Origin of the sequence: Streptomyces shaanxiensis, from assembly GCF_039537145.1 — a bacterium.
Lineage (GTDB): Bacteria > Actinomycetota > Actinomycetes > Streptomycetales > Streptomycetaceae > Streptomyces > Streptomyces shaanxiensis.
In genome coordinates this window covers 45,344-64,818 of record NZ_BAAAZY010000013.1, presented here as the reverse complement: position 1 = coordinate 64,818, position 19,475 = coordinate 45,344, and the positions used below count along the sequence as shown (strand labels likewise).

The window sequence follows — 19,475 nt, the reverse complement described above, 5'->3', positions numbered from 1 at the left end:
CCATGACGAACCCCTTCGACAACGAGAACGGCACTTTCCTGGTGCTCGTCAACGACGAGGGCCAGCACTCGCTCTGGCCGGTTTTCGCGGAGATTCCGCAGGGCTGGACCACCGCTTTCGGCGAGGCGAGCCGGGCCGAATGCCTGGAATTCGTCGAGCAGCACTGGACCGACATGCGGCCCAAGAGCCTCATCGCCCGCACGGAAGGCGCCTCCACCGCCTGAGTGGCGGCCCACCGAGGCAGCGAGAAGAACCAGGCAGCGAGAAGAACCGAGGCAGTGTGCAGAACCGAGGCAGTGAGAAGAAGGGAGAGGCGTGAACTCCGAACAGGTGACCGCCCTGGTCATCGGCGACGTCGCGCTGATAGTCGTCGCCTCCTGGCTGATGGGCGCGCTCGCCCGCCGGCTCGGACAGCCCACCGTGATCGGGCAGATCGTGGCCGGTATCGCCCTCGGCCCCACCCTGCTCGGCCGGCTGCCCGGTGATCCCACGAAGACGCTGTTCCCGGCGGAGGTGCTGCCGTTCCTGACGGTGCTCTCGCAGGTCGCCGTCGTGATCTTCATGTTCCTCGCCGGATACGAGATCAACTACCGGCAACTGCGCGGCGGCGGCCGGTCCGTGCTGGCCGTGGCGGCGCTCGCGCTGCTGGTCCCGGCGGGACTCAGCACCGGCGCGGTGACCCTGCTGGAGGGAATGTTCAGCGCGGTCGAACCGGACGCCGGCGGGCGGACGTTCGTGATGTTCATGGCCGTGGCCTGCTCGGTGACCGCGCTGCCGGTGCTGGTGGCGATCGTCCGCGAGCGCGGTCTGGCGGGCACCGCCACCGGCACGGTCGCCACCACCGCGGCCGGGGTCATGGACGTGGTCGCCTGGCTGGTGCTGGCCGCCGCGTTCGCCGGCACCGGGCACTCCTCGGGACCGTCGTGGCTGGCGGCGCTGGTGCTGATCGTGCTGTTCAGCGCGGTCATGTTCCTCCTCGTCAGGCCCGCGCTCGACTGGCTGCTGCGGCGCTCGGAGTCACGGATGCTCGGGCAGGTGCCGCTGGCGTTCGGGCTCGCGATGGGCAGCGCCTGGGTGACCTCCATGCTCGGACTGCACCCGGTGTTCGGCGGCTTCCTCGCCGGACTGGTCATGCCGCGTCGCAACGAGGTCCCGGACGCCGAGGTGCTCCAGCCCATGGAGCAGACCGCGGGCCTGCTGCTGCCGCTGTTCTTCGTCACCACCGGGCTGAAGTTCGACGTCGGCACGCTCGACGGCGACGGACTCGCGCTGCTGGCGCTGATCCTCGCCATCGCCGTCGTCGGCAAACTCGGCCCGGCGTACGCGGCCTGCCGGTTCACCGGCCTCGACCCCCATCAGTCGGCACGGGTGGCCGCGCTGGTGAACACCCGCGGGCTCACCGAACTCATCGTGCTCAACGTGGCGCTCGAAGCCGGAGTGATCGGTCCCGGCCTGTTCACGGTGCTGGTCCTGATGGCGCTCATCACCACCTTCATGACCGGCCCGCTGCTCACCCTGATCGGGCGAAAAGACCGTCCAGAAAAGGAAATTGGACGAGTTGACGAGCCCGCCGGACAAATTCAGGCTCAATAGGAACGCAGACACGGACAGGGAGTTGGCTGTGGCAGCAAAGACCGAAGAATTCGACGTGGCCGTCGTCGGCGGCGGACCCGCCGGTTCCACCCTCGCCGCACTCGTCGCCAAACAAGGGCACCGGGTCGTCGTACTCGAAAAGGAGAACTTCCCGCGCTACCAGATCGGCGAATCGCTGCTGCCGTCCACCATTCACGGTGTCTGCCGGCTCTCCGGCGCCGCGGACGACCTCGCCGAGGCGGGCTTCCCGCTCAAGCGCGGCGGCACCTTCCGCTGGGGCGCCCGGCCCGAGCCCTGGACCTTCGCCTTCTCCGTCTCGCCCCGCATGGCGGGCCCGACCTCGGTGGCCTACCAGGTCGAGCGTTCCAAGTTCGACGACATCCTGCTGAAGAACGCCCGCAAGCAAGGCGCGGACGTCCGCGAGGGCTGCTCGGTGCGCGGGCTGATCGAGGAGGGCGAGCGGGTCCGCGGGCTCACCTACGCAGGCGCCGACGGAAGCGAGCGCGAGATCCGCGCGAAGTACGTCGTCGACGCCTCCGGCAACAAGAGCCGGATCTACAACAAGGTCGGCGGGACCCGCGAGTACTCCGACTTCTTCCGCAGCCTCGCCCTCTTCGGCTACTTCGAGAACGGCAAGCGGATGCCCGAGCCCAACCGCTTCAACATCCTCTGCGTGGCCTTCGAGAGCGGATGGTTCTGGTACATCCCGCTCAGCGACACCCTGACCAGCGTCGGCGCCGTCGTCAGGCGGGAGATGGCCGACAAGATCCAGGGCGATCCGGAGAAGGCGCTGCGGGCGCTGATCGACGAGTGCCCGATGATCGCCGACTACCTCTCCGACGCCACCCGCGTCACCGAGGGCCAGTACGGCGAGATCCGGGTCCGCAAGGACTACTCGTACCACCAGACCACCTTCACCCGGCCCGGCATGATGCTCGTGGGCGACGCCGCCTGCTTCGTCGACCCGGTCTTCTCCTCCGGCGTGCACCTGGCCACCTACAGCTCGCTGCTCGCCGCCCGCTCCCTCAACAGCGTCCTGGAGGGCAAGGTCGACGAGGACGCCGCGATGCGGGAGTTCGAGGCCCGCTACCGGCGCGAGTACGGCGTCTTCTACGAGTTCCTCGTCTCCTTCTACGAGATGCACCGCGACGAGAACTCCTACTTCTGGCAGGCCAAGAAGGTCACCGCCAACACCGAGCCGGAACTGCAGGCGTTCGTCGAGCTGATCGGCGGTGTCTCCTCCGGTGAGCAGGGCCTGATGAACGCCGAGGCGCTCGGCGAGCGGCTCGCGGAGAACTCCGAGGAGTTCGCCACCGCCGTGGAGAAGTACGCCGCGAACGACGACGGCAGCTCGGTGCCCCTGTTCAGCTCCTCCGTCGTGCGCAACGCCATGCAGGAGGCGGGCCAGGTGCAGATGCGGGCACTGCTCGGCGAGGACGCCGAACCCGAGGCGCCCATGTTCCCCGGCGGTCTGGTCTCCTCCGCGGACGGCCTGTACTGGCTGCCGTCCACCACCGCCTGAGGGAGGCGAGCCCCGACAATGGCGTCCCGTGACGTCCCCGTGTACAACCGCCGGGACCGGTTCGACCCGGTCCCGGAGCTGGTCGCGCTGCGCACCGAGTGCCCGGTGCTGCGCACCGAACTGCACGGTGGGCCCTCCAGCCAGGTCGTGGGCTGGCTGGTCACCGGCATCGAGGAGTCCCGCGAGGTGCTCAGCGACCAGCACCGGTTCACCATGCTGCCGCCCGCCGACACCGAGGCCCAGTCCCGAAGGCTGCAGAACATCGGCAACCTCCTGCACTACGACCCGCCGGAGCACACCCGGCTGCGCAAGATGCTCAACCCCGAGTTCACCATGCGGCGCCTGCGGCGGCTCCAGCCGCGTATCGAGGCCGTCGTCGAGGAGTGCCTCGACGCGATGGAGCAGGCCGGGGCGCCCGCCGACCTGATGCACCACTTCGCCTGGCAGATACCGGGCCAGACCGCCTGCGAACTGCTGGGCGTGCCCCGCGACGACCGGGCGGAGCTGTCCCGCCACCTCGACATCACCCGCGACGACGGCCGCGGCCGGACCCGCCAGATGGCGGCCGGCCGGGCCTTCCGCGCCTACTTCCAGCAGCTCACCGCACGGCAGCGCCGGGACCCCGGCGACGAACTGCTGGGCATGCTGGTGCGCGAGTACGGCGACGAGATCACCGACGAGGAACTGGAGGGCCTGGCCGCGTCGCTGACCTCCGCCGGCATCGAGAACGTCGCCAGCATGCTGGGGCTCGGAACCCTTCTGCTGCTCGAACACCCTGACCAGCTGGCCAAGTTGAAGGAGAACCCCGAGTTGATCGACCGCGCGGTGGAGGAACTGCTGCGCTACGTCTCGGTGATCCCGACCCTCTCGCCGCGCACCGCGCTCGAGGACGTGCCGCTCGGCGGGCACGTGGTGCCGAAGGGGGAGCGGGTCATCTGCTCAGCCTTCGCGGTGAACCGGATCGCGACCCCCGGCGGCGATCCTGAGGACGGGTTCGACATCACCCGTGAACCCGCCCCGCACATGGCGTTCGGGCACGGCGTTCACCACTGTCTCGGCGCCCCGCTGGCCAGGATGCAACTGCGCACCGCCTACCTGGCGTTGTGGCGTCGCTTCCCGGAGCTGCGGCTCGCCGTCCCGCACGAGCAGATCCGGTTCCGGACGCCGTCCTCGCGGGTGTACTCCGTGGACGCGCTGCCGGTGGCCTGGTAGGAGGACAACGCTCATGCCGCAGCAAACCCAGCCGCAGGCCCCGCAGCAGGCACCGCGGGCCCAGCAGGCGTACCCCGAACTGCTCTACACCCGGCGCACCCGGTTCGACCCGGCCGACGACCTGCGGGCCGCGGAGCCCCTGAGCAGGTACGTCATCGGCCCCAACGAGTCCGACGAATGGGTCTGGCTCGCCACCGGCTACACCGAGGTCCGCCAGATCCTCGGCGACCACACCAACTTCAGCACCCGCCGCCGGTGGGGCGCCGAAGGACCCGACTGGCGCCCGCCGGAGCTGGTGGGCCATCTGATGGACTACGACCCGCCGGAACACACCCGACTGCGCCAGATGCTCACCCCCGAGTTCACGGTACGGCGGCTGCGCCGGCTGGAGCCGAACATCGAGGCGATCGTCGAGGAGCACCTGGACACCGTCGAGGCCGCCGGACCGGGTGCCGATCTGATGCCGCTGTTCGCCCAGCCCGTGCCGGGCGAGGTGCTGTGCGAGCTGATCGGCGTGCCGCGCGACGACCGGCCCGAGTTCCTGCGCCACTGCCACCGGCATCTGGACTTCTCCCGCAGCCGCAAGGTGCGGGCGGCCGACGGCGCCGCGTTCTCCCGCTATCTCGTCTCGATGGTGGCGCGGCAGCGCAAGGACCCCGACGACGGGTTCATCGGCGCGCTGGTGCGCGAGCACGGCGAGAACTTCACCGACGACGAGATGCGCGGCGTGTGCGTCCTGCTGATCCTCGCCGGCATCGACAACATCGAGGGCATGATCGGCCTCGGTGTCCTGGCGATGCTGGAGCACCCGGACCAGCTGCCGCTGCTGCTCGGCGAACGCGACGGCCGGGGCAGGGCCTCGGGGGCGGGCAACGGCTCGGGGTCGGACAGGGGTCCGGGCCGGGGCGACGGCGGCCGGCTCGCCTCCGACCGCGCCCTGGACGAGCTGATCCGCTACATGTCGGTGGCGAACGCGCCCACCCCGCGCACCGCCGTGAACGACGTGCGCATCGGCGAGCACCTGATCAAGTCGGGCGAGACCGTCATCTGCTCGCTCACCATGGCCAACCGCGACCCGGCCCTCACCGACGGACCCGACCGCCTCGACCTCGGCCGCGAGCCCGTCGCGCACGTCGCCTTCGGACACGGCGTCCACCACTGCCTGGGCGCCGCGCTGGCCCGCACCGAACTGCGCATCGCCTACAAGGCGTTGTGGCGTCGCTTCCCGGAGCTGCGGCTCGCCGTGCCCGCCGAGGAGGTGCGCTTCTACAACCGCGCGCTGGCCCACGGAGTGCACCGGCTGCCGGTCGTCTGGTGACCGGCGGAAAGGAGACGGCAGACCGATGGAGATCCGGATCGACCGCGACAAGTGTGTGAGCGGCGGCGTCTGCGCGATGTTCGCGCCCCAGGTCTTCGACCAGGACGACGAGGGCATGGGCGTCGTCGACAACGCCGCACCGGCTGCGGAACTTGCCGCGGCCGTGCGGTCGGTCGTCTGGCGCTGCCCGGGGCACGCCATCACGGTCCACGACCAGGAACAGGAGGACGGGGCCTGACCGGAAGGCGGAATGGAAGGGGAGGGGGCCGGGTGACCCGGCCCCCTCCCGCACGTTCGCCCCGCGCTACACCACCAGCGTCTCCAGCCGTCGCGCGTCGGCGACCCCCGCGCACCCCGCCAGCCCCAGCGCGTCCGTCAGTTCCTCGTGCAGGAGCTCCAGCACCTGTCGGACCCCGTCCTCGCCGTCGGCGGCCAGGCCCCAGATCGGCGCGCGGCCCACCAGTACGCCCGACGCACCGAGCGCGAGGGCCTTGAGGACGTCCGTGCCGCTGCGCACACCGCCGTCCAGGAGGATCTCGCAGGCGCCGCCGACGGCCTCGACCACATCGGGCAGCGCGGCCACGGCGGTCATCGCGCCGTCGAGTTGGCGGCCACCGTGGTTGGAGACCACCAGGGCGTCGACGCCGTGCTCCACCGCGCGCCGCGCGTCCTCGGGGGCCAGCACGCCCTTGAGCACGACAGGCAGCCGGGTGGACTCGCGCAGCCGCTCCACGGACGCCCAGGTCAGGGAGCGGGAGAAGATCTCCGCCGTGTGCACGGCCACCGCCGAAGCGCCGTCGCCGCCGCGGTGCGCCGTAGAGGGCCCTGCGCCCAGGTGTACCGCGCGCACGTCGTCCGGCAGCGCGAACCCGTTGCGGACGTCGCGCAGTCGGCGGCCCATCCACGGCACGTCGACGGTGAGCACGATCGCCTCGCAGCCGGCGTCCTCCGCCCTGCGGACCAGATCCAGCGTCCGCCCGGTGTCACGCAGCCAGTACAACTGGAACCACACCGAGCCGCCGACCGCCGTGACCTCCTCCACCGGGACACTGCTCAGCGTCGCCACGGTGAACGGCACACCCGCCGCCTTCGCGGCCCGCGCCGTCGCCAACTCGCCCTCGGGGCACACCAGTCGGTGGTACGCCACCGGTCCGATCGCCACCGGCATCCGCGCCGCCCGCCCCAGCAACGTCGCCTCCGCGCCGCACGCGGACACGTCGTTGAGGATCCGGGGGCGTACGAAGACACCGTCGAACGCCGCTCGGTTGGCCGCGAGCGACAGCTCCCGGCCGCTGCCCCCGGCGATGAAGTCCCACACGTCGGGCGGCAGGGCCATGGCGGCGGCCCGCTCGACGTCGTCCATGTCGAGCGGAGCCGCCGCGTCCCCGCCGGAGTCACCGCAGGCCATGCTGCCCGGCCTTCTCCAGCTCCACCGCCTCGTACAGCGCCTTGATGTTGGCGCTGCCGAACGTGCCCGCGCCCTGCCGCTCGATGATCTCGAAGAACAGCGTGCGCTTCGGGTGCGCGGAGGCGGTGAATATCTGGAACAGCTGACCGCCGTGGTCCTCGTCCGCGAGCAGCTGCGTCTCGCGCAGCGTGTCGATGGAGTGCGTCGCCGGCTCGATACGGCCGTCGAGCAGGTCGTAGTAGGCGTCCGGTGTCTTCAGGAAGCGGACCCCGCGGTCGCGCAGCGCGCGGACCGAGCGCACGGCGTCGTCGCTGGAGAAGGCGATGTGCTGGATGCCGGCCCCGTCGTGGTTCTTCAGGAAGTCGTCGATCTGCCCCGGCTCCGCCTTGGTGTCGGGCTCGATGAGGGTGAGGGTCACCGCGCCGTTCGGGCTCTGCACCACCTTCGACTCCATCGCCTGCGCGCCGACGACGATCCGCTCCTCGAAGATCTCGTTGAAGCCGAGGGCGTTGCGGTAGAACCGCACGGTCGCGTCGAGATCCCCCGCGGGGAGGCAGACCGCGAAGTGGTCGATGTCCAGCAGCCCCACCTCCTCGGACCAGGACGGCTGTTCACCGGCGACGGGCGTGAACCCGGCCGGGAGCCCGCCCGGTGCCCCGGGCTCGCGCTCCACCAGCGTGTGGACGACGTCCCCGAAGCCGCCGATGAGCGCGCTCGCGCGCGGTCCGTCCCCGGAGTGCCGCTCCGGCTTGCGCAGCGCACGGGCCCCCGCGGCCTCGGCGGCGGCGAACGCGGCGCCCGCGTCCCGGGTGCGCAGCGCGATGTCGGCGACTCCGTCGCCGTGGGCCGGGAGATACGCGGACGCGGGGTGCCGGTCGCTCAGCGGGGTCGTCAGGACAAGGGTGATCCCGCCGTGCCGGAGCGCGACGCCGTGGTGATCGGCGGAAGTGCTCTCCCCGGCCACTGCAAAGCCGTATGTTTCCTGCCAGCCGCGGGCCGCCGTCTCCAGGTCCTTTACGTACAACTCGACGTAGTCGATCATGTAGTGACTGATGGGCTGATGCACGCTCGCTCGATCATTCATGACGGTCCCTGAGTCGAAGAAGGATCGGATTTGCGGCGCAACCGTACAACTCGATTGGTGAATGCCGCACTTGTCAAAGGCGGACACCTGAAGATGCTGGTCAGGGACGTCTCGCGGGTGTCAAAGAAGCGGCGTTGTCGCCATTGGCGCAGTACGTGATACTGCCCCCATGCAGATCCGGGAAAATCTCGCGGAATTGAGTTCGGAGCCGCTGCACGCCTCGCTCACCGCTGCGTCCATGGAGTCGATGAATCTGCTGAACAATATTGCCGGGACCTATCCCGAGGCAGTGTCGTTCGCGGCCGGACGGCCCTACGAGGGATTCTTCGACACCGATCAGCTCCATGAATACCTGAAGGTGTTCACGGGCTATCTGCGCTGTGAGCGGGGAATGACGGAACAGCAGGTCTCCCGCACCCTCCTCCAATACGGCGACACCAAGGGCGTCATCGCCGAGCTGATCGCCCGCAACCTCGCCGTGGACGAGGGCATCGACGCCGACCCACGCTCCGTCGTCGTCACGGTCGGCTTCCAGGAAGCGCTGTTCCTGGTGCTGCGCGCCCTGCGCGCCGATGACCGCGACGCGCTGCTCGCCCCGTCTCCCACCTACGTCGGTCTCAGCGGCGCCGCCCTGCTCACCGATCTGCCAGTGCTGCCGGTGCCCTCCGGAAAACACGGGCTCGACCTGGGGGAGTTGGTGCGCCTGCTGCGCGCCGCGCGCGACGCCGGCCGCCGCGTGCGCGCCTGCTACGTCACGCCGGACTTCGCCAACCCCGTCGGCATCAGCATGACCGTCGCCGACCGGCACCGGCTGCTGGAGATCGCCGCCTCGGAAGGCCTCCTGCTGCTGGAGGACAACCCCTACGGACTCTTCCACCGCACCCCGGACCGACGCCCGCCCACGCTGAAGTCCCTCGACACCGACGGCCGGGTCGTCTACCTCGGCTCCTTCGCCAAGAGCGGCGTCGCGGGCGCGCGGGTCGGCTTCGCCGTAGCCGACCAGCCGGTGGGCGGCGGACTGCTCGCCGACGAGCTGTCGAAGATCAAGAGCATGCTGACGGTGAACACCTCACCGATCGCCCAGGCCGTCATCGGCGGCAAGCTGATCGCCAACGACTTCAGCCTGGTGGCCGCCAACACCAGGGAAACCGCCGTGTACCAGAGCAATCTGACCCAGGTGCTGGAAGGGCTCGCCAAGCGGTTCCGGGACTGCGACGACGTGACCTGGAACGAACCCGACGGCGGGTTCTTCGTGGTCGTCACCGTGCCGTTCACCGTGGACGACGCCTTCCTGGAGCACGCGGCGCGCGAGCACGGCGTGCTGTTCACGCCCATGCACCATTTCTTCGGCGCGGGAACCGAGTCCCGCCAACTGCGGCTGTCGATCAGCACCTTGACCCCGGAGCGCATCGAGGAGGGGCTCGACCGGCTCGCCGCCGCCATCACCTCACGCCTGCCCGGCGGCACCACGGCCGACGCCACCGTCGGCACCGCCACCGGGGCGGTCTCGTGATCCGCACCCTGGCCGTCGTAGGCACCGGGCTGATCGGCACGTCGGTGGCGCTCGCCGCCGCCCGGCGCGGCGTCACCGTGCACCTCCTCGACGCCAATGCGTCCGCGGTCCGCACCGCCGAACTGCTCGGTGCGGGCACCGCGAAGCCGCCCGAGGAACCGGTCGACCTCGCGGTGCTCGCCGTACCCCCGAGCAAGGTCGCCGACGTGCTCTCGGACCAGCAGGCGCGGGGCCTGGCACGCAGCTACACGGACGTGGCCAGCGTCAAGGCCGGCCCGGAGCGCGAGGTGCTGGCCCGCGCCGCGCGGCCCACACACTTCGTCGGCGGCCACCCGCTGGCAGGCCGTGAGCGCTCCGGGCCGCTCGCCGCGCGCCCCGACCTCTTTCAGGACCGGGTCTGGGTGCTCACCCCCTCCCGGCTCACCTCCAAGCCCACCTTCGACCGGGCACTGGACCTGATCGCCCTGTGCGGAGGCGTGCCCACGGTCATGCAGAGCGGGGCCCACGACGAGACCGTGGCACTCACCTCCCATGCCCCGCACCTCATGGCCAGCCTGATCGCGGCCCGGCTCGGCGGCCGGTCTCCGGTCACCGCGCTCCTCGTCGGCCAGGGGTTCCGGGACGCGACCCGGATCGCCCGCGGCGAGGCCCGGCTGTGGACCGACATCATCGAGACCAACGCCGCCGAGGTCGCCGGCGTCCTCAGCGCCCTGCAGACCGATCTCACCGAACTGCTCACGGCGGTGGGGGAGTTGTCGGTTCGGGATCCTCGGCACCGGGCGCGGAGCCGGCGGAACCTCACCGGCCTGCTGGAACGCGGTATCGCCGCGCTGGAGGCACTGCCCGCACCGGCGTCCGGCCCGCTCGCCGCCGACACCGCCCATGTCGACGTCACCATCGCCGAACGCCCCGGCGAACTCGCCCGGCTCCTCGACATCGCCGCCGGAAGCGGCGCCGGCCCTGACACCGTCGCCGCGCCCGTCTTTCCGCAGGGCCCGGACGGACCGCTGGTCATCCGCTTCGAGCTCGCTGCGGACGATGCGGACACCCTGGCGGAGAAGCTGGCCTCGGCGGGCTGGGACGTCGTCCACGAGGACGGCGTGCACGAGGATGACGTACGGGAGGACGACGTCCGGGACGAGCCCGAGCTCGCTCTGGTCGGGTTCCCCGTGTGACGCAACACCCGCTCACCAAACCCCCGTTGGCATCCGGCACCTCCACTTCACCCGCGACACGCCCGTACCCTTCCCGACCTGGTGGCCGGGAAGGGTACGGGTCCGGTTCAGTTCCGGACCGGGCGCGGTGCCCCTGGCGGGGGATTGTCGAGGGGCACCGCTGATCAGGGCGTAGCCAGGGCCTCCGTCGGAGGCAGCCGGGCCGCGCGCACCGCCGGATAGAAGCCCGCCAGCGCGCCGATGAGCAGCGTCGAGCCGATGCCGCCGGCCATGGCCCAGGCCGGGACGACCGATGGCCAGCCCTGGTAGGAGGCGTAGCCGATGGTCACCGCGATCCCCAGGGTCACCCCGCCGACGCCGCCGAGCGCGGACAGCAGTTGCGACTCGCACAGGAACTGGTTGCGGATCTGGCCGCGGGTGGCCCCCAGCGAGCGGCGCAGACCGATCTCGGAGCGGCGCTCCAGCACGGAGATGACCATGGTGTTGGCCACCCCGACCCCGCCGACCAGCAGCGCCACCGCGCCGAGCCCGAGGAGCAGTCCGCTCAGGGTGTCGTCCGTGGCCTCCTTCGCGGCGAGCGCGTCGGAGGGCCGGGAGACGGCCGCTTCGTCGGGCTTCTCCGGGTTGGCGGTGGCCCCGAGGATGCCCTGCACCTCGGAGACGTGCTCCTCCACGGCGCGTACGTGTATCACCGTCGGGTAGCCGTCGAAGCCGAGGTTCTCCTCCGCGTAGGGCCAGCCGACCAGTGCCTGGGTGTCCAGCTCCGGGGTCAGTTCGTTCGGCGCGAGCAGTCCGATCACGGTGAACCAGCGGTCGCCGAGCCACACCTGGACGTCGGATCCGGCCCGGTGCACGCCAAGTTGTTCGGCGGCGCGTGGGCCGAGCACGACGGACGGATAGCGGTCGTTGGCCTCGTTCAGCCAGCGGCCGTCGGTGAGCTTCGCGCCGGTCGTGTCGGGCAGATTGGTCTTCGCCGCGTAGACGGCGATACCGCTGGTCTCCGCCTCGGGGATGTGGTCGTTGCGGTAGACCTTGGCGTCGACCTTGCCGAGCGCCGTCACCGACTCCACGTCCGGGATGTTGCCCACCATCTCCACCGACTCGCTCGGCAGATGGGAGGCGTCACCGCTGAGCGACGGCCCCGGTGTGACGGACAGCAGATTGGTGCCCAGGGCGCTGAGCCGTCGGTCCAGGTCCTCTGTGCTGGATGTGGAGATGCCCACCACGCCCACCATGGCCGCGATGCCGATGGCGATGCCCAGCGCGGACAGGAACACCCGCATGGGCCGGGCCCGCAGCCCGTAGCCGCCCACCCGCAGTACGTCGGCGGGGCTCATCCGGGCCGGACGGGGCCGGGAGCCGGCCGCGCGCCGGCTGGACCCCGTCACCGCTCCGCCCCGGAGGCGACGGCCGCCATCTCACGGCCGACGGCGGCTGCCATCTCTCGGCCTGCGGCCGAGTCATGCTCGATCCGCCCGTCCTTGAGCCGTACCTCGCGTGGCAGGGACGCGGCGACGTCCCGGTCGTGCGTGATGACGACGACCGTGGTGCCGGCCTCGTTGAGCTCGTGCAGCAGCTCCAGCACGGTCGCGCCGGACCGGGAGTCGAGTGCGCCGGTCGGCTCGTCGGCCAGCAGCAGCGGGGGATCGCCCAGCACCGCACGGGCGATCGCGACGCGTTGCTTCTCACCGCCGGAGAGCTGGTGGGGCTCGTGGTACAGCCGGTGCCCGAGCCCCACGCGGCGCAGTGCCGCCTCGGCGAGTCGGCGCCTCTTGGCGCGCGGGGTGCCGCTGTAGAGCAGCCCGTCGGCCACGCTGTCCAGCACAGGGATGCCCGAGGTGAGATGGAACTGCTGGAACACGAACCCGATCGTGCCGGCACGCAGCGCCGACAACTCGCGGTCGCTGAGCTCCTCGACCGCGTGGCCGTCGACCCGGACGTGCCCGGAGGTCGGGCGGCTCAGCGTCCCCATGATGTTGAGCATGGTCGACTTCCCGGACCCGGACGGACCGACGATCCCGACCAGTTCACCGCGTCCGATCACCAGATTCGCGTCGGCCAGCGCGACGACCTCCCCGTACTGCTGGGAGACTCCCGTCAACTCGATGACGTGAGGCGTCACTTGGGCACCCCCACGTTCATGCCCTCCTTGATGCCCGAGCCCTTCACCTCGACCAGGCCGTTCGCGAACATCCCCAGCTCCACCGGGACCAGCTCGCTGCCGCTGCCGTCGCCGGCCGTCGGGACCTCCAGGGCGTAGCCGCCGCCCGGCCGTGCCATCAGCGCGTTGACCGGTACCGCGAGCACGTCCCGGCGGCTGTCGGCCTCCAGGATCACGTCGACGGACGCGGCCTGATAGCGGCCCAGCTTCTTCTGGTCCTTGATCTTCAGCTGGACCGGAAGGGTCGCCTCGTCCGCGCCCTGGCCCTCGCCGCCGGCCCCGGTCCCGGAACCGGCCGCGTCGTTGCCCGCGGTGCCGATGTCGGTGACCTCGCCCACCACGGTGCTGCCGTCCGGAAGCCGGACCGTGGCCTTGGAACCCTCCTTCACCAGGTCCTCGTGCTGCGGGTCCAGGTCCATGGAGACGATGCGCTCGGTACCGGTCCAGGTCAGCACCTCGCCGCCGAGGACCGCGCCGGGCGAGGTCTTCAGCTCCGCGACCCGACGCGCCCCGGGTGCGACCACCGCGTCCCCGGGCCGTACGGTCCCGGTCTCCTCGGCGCCCAGGTCGTCCTGCCACTCCTCGACCGCCTGGGCGGTGCCCGAGGTGTACTCGTCGTCCACGTCGAAGCCGTCGTAGCCCAGATCGGCGAGGTTGCGCTCCAGCATCCGCACGTCGGCGCCCTCGCTGCCGGGCTCCAGCGTGCGGTAGAAGGGGATCGACCCGTACAGCAGGGGCACCTTGCGCTCGTTGACCCGGTAGACGGTGTCGCCGCGTTCGAGCGTGTCGCCCTCGCCGGGCACCCAGGTGACGAACTCGCCGTCGGCGCCGGCCTGGCTGCCGCCGCCCTGCCCGCTCTGGCCGGTCTGCCCGCTCTGGCCGGATGCGGAGGCGTCGGTGACGGCGGTCGGTTCGCCGTGGCCCAGGGTGCCGTCCACGGTCTCGGTACTGGTCAGCGTGATCCGCTGGACCTTCGTCGTCGCGACCGGCCGGTCGGGGGCGGCCGGCGACGCGGTTGCGTCGTCACCACTGAACGCGCCGGTGGCGGCGAGTCCCGCGGCGGCGGCCACGGCTATCGCGATCACCACGATGAAGGCCGTACGGCGGGTGCGGCGCTTGCGCCGGTCCCTCGGCGGCCGGTCGGCCTCCTCGGCCACGGCCGGCTTCGCCGTCTCCTCGGCGACGGCCGGTGTCCGTCCCGCATCCTCCGCGACAGCCGGTGTCCGCTCCGCCTCGTTCGCGACCGCCGGGGCCCCGCCGGGTTCCACGACGGCCGGTAGGTGTTCCGTTTCGTCCTGCGTGGTCACTGGCCTCCGCCGCCCTGAATCATCATGCCGCCGCCGGGCCACTTGTCCTGGCACGCGGACCGGGCCTTCTGGAAGGCGGGGTCGGCCATGCTGAGGCCGGCGCCGGCGAAGTCAAGAGCCATCTGGCCGCCGTTGATCTCGGGGTCCGGGAACTTCGGCACGCCGTTCTCGCGAATGCACTCCGCCCAGGCGGCGACCTTGGTCGGATCGAGCGGCTCGCCGCCCCCGCCCTGGCCCTGGCCCTGCGGGGCCTTGTCGCGGCAGGCCTCCATGGCGCCCTGGAACTCGGCCGAATTGGTGTCGACGCCGCCCGCGTCCATGCGGATACCGCCGTCGGCCTGCTGGGGGTCGGGGAATTCGGGGACGCCCTCCGCGCGCATGCACTCGGCGAATTCCAGGGCCTGGTCGAACGCGCCGTTCGCCGAGCCGGAGGAGTCCGAGGTCGCCTCGCCGTCGGAGGCCGCGCTGGAGTCGCCGGAACAGCCGCTGATCAGCGCGCCTGTGAGCAGCAGGGATACGGGAAGAAGCATGCGCCCGATCCGGGCGCGACGGTGTGTTGAGAACATGAACGGAGTTGTACGCCGGGTGCGGTTACACGCGGGGAACAACGTCGTCGGCCACTTTCGCCCTCCCCAGGCGTTATTCCCCTGTTATGGGTCCCAGGGCATCCTGACCCGCATGAGAGTGCTGATTGTCGACGACCACCTCGAGCTCGCCGAGACGATCGCCGCCGGACTGCGGCAGGAAGGCATGGCCATCGACCTGGCACTGGACGGCCAGCAGGCGCTGGAGCAGGCCACCGTGTACGACTACCACGTGATCGTGCTCGACCGGGACCTGCCGCTGATGCACGGCGACGAGGTCTGCCGCGCGCTGATCAAGCACGGTTGCCGGGCCCGCATCCTCATGCTCACGGCCTCCGCCACCATCGCCGACCGGGTCGACGGACTGAGCCTGGGGGCCGACGACTATCTGACCAAGCCGTTCGCCTTCGCCGAGCTGGTTGCGCGGATCCGCGCCCTCGCCCGGCGCGCGCACCCCGCCGTGCCCCCGGTGCTCACCCACGACGATCTGTCGCTGTCGCCGGCCGAGCACACCGCCTGGCGCGGCGGACGCCAACTCGACCTGTCCCCCAAGGAGATGGCCGTACTGGAGCTGCTGCTGGCCGCGCGGGGCGCGGTGGTGTCCGCGGAGGAACTACTCGAACGGGCCTGGGACGACGCCACCGACCCGTTCACCAACACCGTGAAGGTGACCATCAGCCGGCTGCGCCGCAAGCTCGGCGAACCGCCCGTGATCGAGACGGTGCCGCATGTCGGCTACCGCATCTGAGCCGGCCGGCCGGTTCCGCATCCGCTGGTCGGCCCGGCTCCGGCTCACCCTCCTCTACGGGACGCTGTTCTTCGTCTCGGGCGCCACCCTGCTCGCCGTCACCTACCTTCTGGTCCTGCAGAGCCCGGCCTCCAAAGGCACCAAGATCACCACCATGAACGCCTCGCGCAACCCGGCGGTGCAGGAGATCTCGGCACAGATCTCGTACGTCGCCGACCGCCAGCGCGAAGAGGCACAGCGCACGCTGCTCACCCGGTCCGGGATCGCGCTCGGTGTCATGACCGGCGTCTCCGGCGGGCTGGGCTGGCTGGTGGCCGGGCGGGTGCTGCGGCCCGTACGCGTGATGACGGAACGGGCCCGGCGCATCTCGGCGCACAATCTGCACGAGCGGCTCGCGATGCCCGGGCCCGCCGACGACGAGCTGAAGAACCTCGGCGACACCTTCGACGGGCTGCTCGCCCGTCTGGACGCCGCGTTCGACGCACAGAGACGCTTCGTCGCCAACGCCTCGCACGAGCTGCGCACCCCGCTGACCCTGCAGCGTACGGTGATCGAGGTCGCGCTCAGCAAACCGGATCCGGACGTGAAGGCCCTGCGGGCGGTGTGCGAGCGGGCCCTGGCCGTCGGCGAGGACCAGGAGCGGCTGATCGAGGCCCTGTTGACGCTGGCGAGCAGCCAGAGCGGGGTCTTCCGGACCGAGCCGCTTGACCTCGCCGAGATCGTCACCGACGTGCTCGACAACCTCGCGCCCACCCGCCCCGAGGACGTCGCCCTGGACGTCGGTCTCACCGCCGCCGCGGCCGAGGGCAACGCCGGCCTCGTGGAACGGCTGGTGACCAACCTGGTCGCCAACGCCCAGCGCTACACCCCCCACGGTGGCTGGATCCGGGTCACCACCGGCCTCCAGGACGGGGCGCCCACGGTCCGCGTTGTCAACAGCGGACCGGTGGTCCCACGCGAGGCCATCCCGTCGCTGTACCAGCCCTTCCAACGCCTGGGCCACCGCTCCGCGCGCGCCGACGGCCACGGCCTCGGACTGTCGATCGTCGCGGCGATCGCCAGCGCCCACCGGGCCCGGATCGTCACCGAACAAGGCCCGGAGGGCGGGCTCGACATCACCGTCGCCTTCCCCCGCAGCAGGGCCGGGCTGTACGGGGCGGCCGTGCCGTGACCCGCCCGGGGTGCCAGGACACCGGTGAACATCTCCCGAACGGTCTCAACTCCCCCAGAATGAACTGGAATTGGGATCGTCGTTCGGGGTCGGAGCGTCCAGTGCCTCGCGTGTGACGGTGGCCGTGGATCGGCCGGGGAGCAGCAGGTTGAGCCAGGAGTGGGCGTACGACCAGAGGCCTGCCTCCTTCAGGGCCGCGGCGGCGGACGGCACTCACTATCCGGTCGGCAGCATCCCCTTCACCCGCGCGGACTGGCGAACCCACTTCGGCTCGGCCTGGCCGCGACTGGAGTTGGCCAAGCGCACATACGACCCACGGGGGATTCTGGTCCCGGCCAGGGAATCTTCTGATCCCGCCCGGGTGACCACGACGTCGGCAGGGTGAGTCGAACTGCTGCGTCAGGCGCCTGACGTACACCACGCTTTGGGAGAGGAGCAGCCAGTCTTCCTGAGGCGGCGGCTCGATACCCGGCTCGCCAGGCCACCCTGGACCAGACTGCGGCGTGTCGGCCGACTGCCTTTGACGGGCAGCTCCGTCAGACCAGGACAGCCGATTCAGTCGCGCCCTGCCCGTCGAGCCACCACGGCTTCTCCATCGACGACTTGGTAGGTTGCGCAGGTTCACCGCTTGGAGAGTTGTGGCAGCGCTCAAGGAGAGGGGCCAGGCGACGATGCAGGCGTCAGAGTTCCCGCGTGCGGTGGCCGCGGCCATGTCGACCGCCTCGTCACTGGGCCTGGCAGTGGACGACGCGATCGTTCTTCATGACTCGAACAAGCTCACTCTGCGTCTGTTGCCTTGTGACGTCCTGGCCCGGGTGGCACCTGTAGCGCATCAGGTCGCACAGTTCGAAGTCGAGCTTGCTCAGCGGCTCGCCGAATCCGGGTGCCCTGTGGCGGCTCTCGAGCCTCGAGTCGAGCCACGCGTGTATGAGCGTGATGGCTTTGCGGTCACGCTATGGACCTACTACGAACCCGTGACACCTCGAGAGGTCTCACCAGCCGACTACGCCAATGCGCTGGAGCGGCTGCATGCCGGCATGCGCAAGCTCGATGTCCCGACGCCGCAGTTCACGGATCGAGTGGAGCAGGCTCAGCAACTCGTGACGAACCGCGACCGCACTCCGGCGCTCGCCGACGCGGACCGGGAGCTGCTCGGGGACACGTTACGAAGTCTGAGGCGAGTGATCGGCCAGCGCGGAGGCGCTGAGCAGTTGCTGCACGGCGAGCCGCACCCGGGCAACGTGCTCACCACGAAGAACGGGTTGCTGTTCATAGACTTTGAGACGTGTTGCCGTGGGCCCGTCGAATTCGACCTCGCCCATGCTCCCGAAGAAGTCAGCGAGCACTATCCGGGTGTCAATCAAGACTTGCTGCGCGAGTGCCGGGTCCTGGTGCTGGCGATGATCACAGCGTGGCGCTGGGATCGAGACGACCAACTCCCCAACGGGCGCCAGTTGGGCACTGAGTGGCTCAGCCAGATCCGAGCAGCACTCGATCGCAACGGCTTTGATACCCACGGCTGATCGCGGACCTTCGAGGTCGTAGCCGGCCGGCTGGTGGCACGGGATCTACCGTGATCCTGGCCTTGACCGGTCGGCGCCCCACAGGAGGGCTTTGCTGCTGGCGAGGGGGACCATCGTCGACCCGCTGAACGCGCTACGCCGCCTGCTCGCCATCGACGATGAGGTGGAGGACTACGAGGGCTGATGTCGTGCACCCTCGCGAGCAAGGCCCGCCCGCCCTGGTCGCGGTCGCCGCTCTCGACGTGCGATGGTCACGGACGAGTCGTCCAGCACCTGCAGGAGCTGGGCCGGCGCGATCGCCGGCGCCGGGACCATCTCACTGCCGTATTGCGCCAGTTCCTTGATTCCGGAACCTGACTCCGTATATCGCGGGCGTATCGAAAATCGCATACGTCACCGCAACGGCCCTCCGTCTCCAATGGGGTAATGACCCACAACGCATCCCTGTCAGCAGCGCCCCGCCGCACGCGCGGGATCGTGCTCCTCGGCCTGGTGATCCTCGGCCTGGCGAGCGCCGTGTTCGTCCTGCGGCGGCCGCTCATGATGTCCGCTCCGATGTGCATGGCAGGGCGGTGGCACGGCTGCTTCGACACGTTCATCGGCGTGGCGGACGTCGCTGGCCGAAGTGGGCATGGTCCACGGAACGGTGCCGTTCGTATGGCTGACCATGATGCCGGGCGCCGGGGCGGGCATCGTCCCCGCACGGGTGAGCCTGATACCGCTGCGGGACCTGGTCACGATGGGCCCGCTCGGCATCGCCGGCAACCTGCTGGTCTTCGCGTCGCTGGGGTCCTTCGCCCCGATGCGGTTCGCGGCGCTGGCGTCCGCGCCGCGGATCTTGGCGCTCGGGGCGGGCTGCTCGGTCCTGGTCGAAACCGCGCAGTACGTCCTGCAGCTTGACCGGGTGTCCTCTGTGGACGACGTACTGGTCAACGCCGCCGGCGCCGTACTGGCCGCGCTGGCGTCGCGTCGCTGGTGGCACACCACGGCGGAAGCGCCATCGGACCAGCCTCGCCCCGCGCCGGCACCGGCAGGCTGAGTCGCGTGTCCGGTGTGCAGACGTCGTTGCAGATTTCCTTGCATACGCCGGCGATACGTTGCGCTGCTCAGGGCGCCGACATCGCTGCCCGCTAGGATCCTCATCCGCGTGGGGTTG

At 70.6% G+C, this 19,475-nt stretch carries 18 protein-coding genes and 1 pseudogene; 13 read left to right on the top strand and 6 right to left on the bottom strand.

What is annotated here, in order from left to right:
- Window positions 1-2 precede the first annotated feature (2 nt).
- The 6 genes from ABD932_RS27960 to ABD932_RS27935 all read left to right on the top strand — a co-directional run bounded on the left by ABD932_RS27960 (window position 3) and on the right by ABD932_RS27935 (window position 5,883).
- Window positions 3-224, top strand: coding sequence for an MbtH family protein (locus tag ABD932_RS27960; RefSeq protein ID WP_345016545.1), 222 nt, complete (start codon window positions 3-5; stop codon window positions 222-224).
- Between the two features lie 91 nt (window positions 225-315).
- Window positions 316-1,593, top strand: coding sequence for a cation:proton antiporter (locus ABD932_RS27955; RefSeq protein WP_345016543.1), 1,278 nt, complete (start codon window positions 316-318; stop codon window positions 1,591-1,593).
- A 28-nt stretch (window positions 1,594-1,621) separates the two neighbouring features.
- On the top strand, window positions 1,622-3,115 hold the full coding sequence (locus tag ABD932_RS27950) for a tryptophan 7-halogenase (RefSeq protein ID WP_345016542.1): 1,494 nt from the start codon (window positions 1,622-1,624) through the stop codon (window positions 3,113-3,115).
- An 18-nt stretch (window positions 3,116-3,133) separates the two neighbouring features.
- On the top strand, window positions 3,134-4,327 hold the full coding sequence (locus ABD932_RS27945) for a cytochrome P450 (protein ID WP_345016541.1): 1,194 nt from the start codon (window positions 3,134-3,136) through the stop codon (window positions 4,325-4,327).
- 13 nt (window positions 4,328-4,340) lie between these two features.
- Window positions 4,341-5,645: a cytochrome P450 gene (locus ABD932_RS27940; protein WP_345016539.1), complete on the top strand. Its 1,305-nt coding sequence runs from the start codon at window positions 4,341-4,343 to the stop codon at window positions 5,643-5,645.
- A gap of 25 nt (window positions 5,646-5,670) precedes the next feature.
- Window positions 5,671-5,883: a ferredoxin gene (locus tag ABD932_RS27935; RefSeq protein ID WP_345016537.1), complete on the top strand. Its 213-nt coding sequence runs from the start codon at window positions 5,671-5,673 to the stop codon at window positions 5,881-5,883.
- A 66-nt stretch (window positions 5,884-5,949) separates the two neighbouring features.
- Here the strand turns inward: ABD932_RS27935 and ABD932_RS27930 are convergent, their stop codons facing one another.
- Together ABD932_RS27930 and hppD are read right to left on the bottom strand one after the other, a co-directional pair.
- On the bottom strand, window positions 5,950-7,053 hold the full coding sequence (locus tag ABD932_RS27930) for an alpha-hydroxy acid oxidase (RefSeq protein WP_345016535.1): 1,104 nt from the start codon (window positions 7,051-7,053) through the stop codon (window positions 5,950-5,952).
- Complete coding sequence (gene hppD / locus ABD932_RS27925; protein WP_345016533.1) at window positions 7,040-8,119, bottom strand: 4-hydroxyphenylpyruvate dioxygenase; 1,080 nt, start codon at window positions 8,117-8,119, stop codon at window positions 7,040-7,042. Before hppD ends, ABD932_RS27930 begins: the two co-directional genes overlap by 14 nt.
- A gap of 187 nt (window positions 8,120-8,306) precedes the next feature.
- Between hppD and ABD932_RS27920 the strand changes: the two genes are divergently transcribed.
- Window positions 8,307-9,650: an aminotransferase-like domain-containing protein gene (locus ABD932_RS27920; RefSeq protein WP_345016531.1), complete on the top strand. Its 1,344-nt coding sequence runs from the start codon at window positions 8,307-8,309 to the stop codon at window positions 9,648-9,650.
- A complete protein-coding gene (locus ABD932_RS27915; protein WP_345016529.1) occupies window positions 9,647-10,825 on the top strand; it encodes a prephenate dehydrogenase in 1,179 nt (392 codons plus the stop codon). Before ABD932_RS27920 ends, ABD932_RS27915 begins: the two co-directional genes overlap by 4 nt.
- A gap of 164 nt (window positions 10,826-10,989) precedes the next feature.
- On the opposite strand, the gene ABD932_RS27910 is transcribed toward ABD932_RS27915, so the two are convergent.
- Genes ABD932_RS27910 through ABD932_RS27895 form a run of 4 tightly spaced genes read right to left on the bottom strand, consistent with a single transcriptional unit; the run spans window position 10,990 to window position 14,823 of the window.
- Window positions 10,990-12,162, bottom strand: a complete 1,173-nt coding sequence (locus ABD932_RS27910; RefSeq protein ID WP_345016725.1) for an ABC transporter permease — start codon at window positions 12,160-12,162, stop codon at window positions 10,990-10,992.
- Between the two features lie 47 nt (window positions 12,163-12,209).
- On the bottom strand, window positions 12,210-12,947 hold the full coding sequence (locus ABD932_RS27905) for an ABC transporter ATP-binding protein (protein ID WP_345016527.1): 738 nt from the start codon (window positions 12,945-12,947) through the stop codon (window positions 12,210-12,212).
- A complete protein-coding gene (locus tag ABD932_RS27900) occupies window positions 12,944-14,293 on the bottom strand; it encodes a peptidoglycan-binding protein (RefSeq protein ID WP_345016525.1) in 1,350 nt (449 codons plus the stop codon). The genes ABD932_RS27905 and ABD932_RS27900 overlap by 4 nt, the downstream gene beginning before the upstream one ends.
- Complete coding sequence (locus ABD932_RS27895) at window positions 14,290-14,823, bottom strand: hypothetical protein (RefSeq protein WP_345016523.1); 534 nt, start codon at window positions 14,821-14,823, stop codon at window positions 14,290-14,292. The genes ABD932_RS27900 and ABD932_RS27895 overlap by 4 nt, the downstream gene beginning before the upstream one ends.
- A gap of 148 nt (window positions 14,824-14,971) precedes the next feature.
- Between ABD932_RS27895 and ABD932_RS27890 the strand changes: the two genes are divergently transcribed.
- From ABD932_RS27890 to ABD932_RS27870, 5 genes and pseudogenes are all read left to right on the top strand, one after another.
- Window positions 14,972-15,625: a response regulator transcription factor gene (locus tag ABD932_RS27890; RefSeq protein ID WP_126387887.1), complete on the top strand. Its 654-nt coding sequence runs from the start codon at window positions 14,972-14,974 to the stop codon at window positions 15,623-15,625.
- Window positions 15,606-16,796 carry a sensor histidine kinase gene (locus ABD932_RS27885; protein WP_345016515.1) on the top strand — a complete coding sequence of 397 codons (1,191 nt, stop codon included), beginning with the start codon at window positions 15,606-15,608 and terminating at the stop codon, window positions 16,794-16,796. The genes ABD932_RS27890 and ABD932_RS27885 overlap by 20 nt, the downstream gene beginning before the upstream one ends.
- 112 nt (window positions 16,797-16,908) lie before the next feature.
- Window positions 16,909-17,181 (top strand): hypothetical protein, encoded by a 273-nt coding sequence (locus ABD932_RS27880; protein ID WP_345016513.1) that lies wholly within the window; start codon window positions 16,909-16,911, stop codon window positions 17,179-17,181.
- Window positions 17,182-17,467: 286 nt separating this feature from the next.
- Window positions 17,468-18,319: a phosphotransferase enzyme family protein gene (locus ABD932_RS27875; RefSeq protein WP_345016723.1), complete on the top strand. Its 852-nt coding sequence runs from the start codon at window positions 17,468-17,470 to the stop codon at window positions 18,317-18,319.
- Window positions 18,320-18,745: 426 nt separating this feature from the next.
- A pseudogene (locus ABD932_RS27870) lies at window positions 18,746-19,358 on the top strand (VanZ family protein).
- Window positions 19,359-19,475 lie beyond the last annotated feature (117 nt).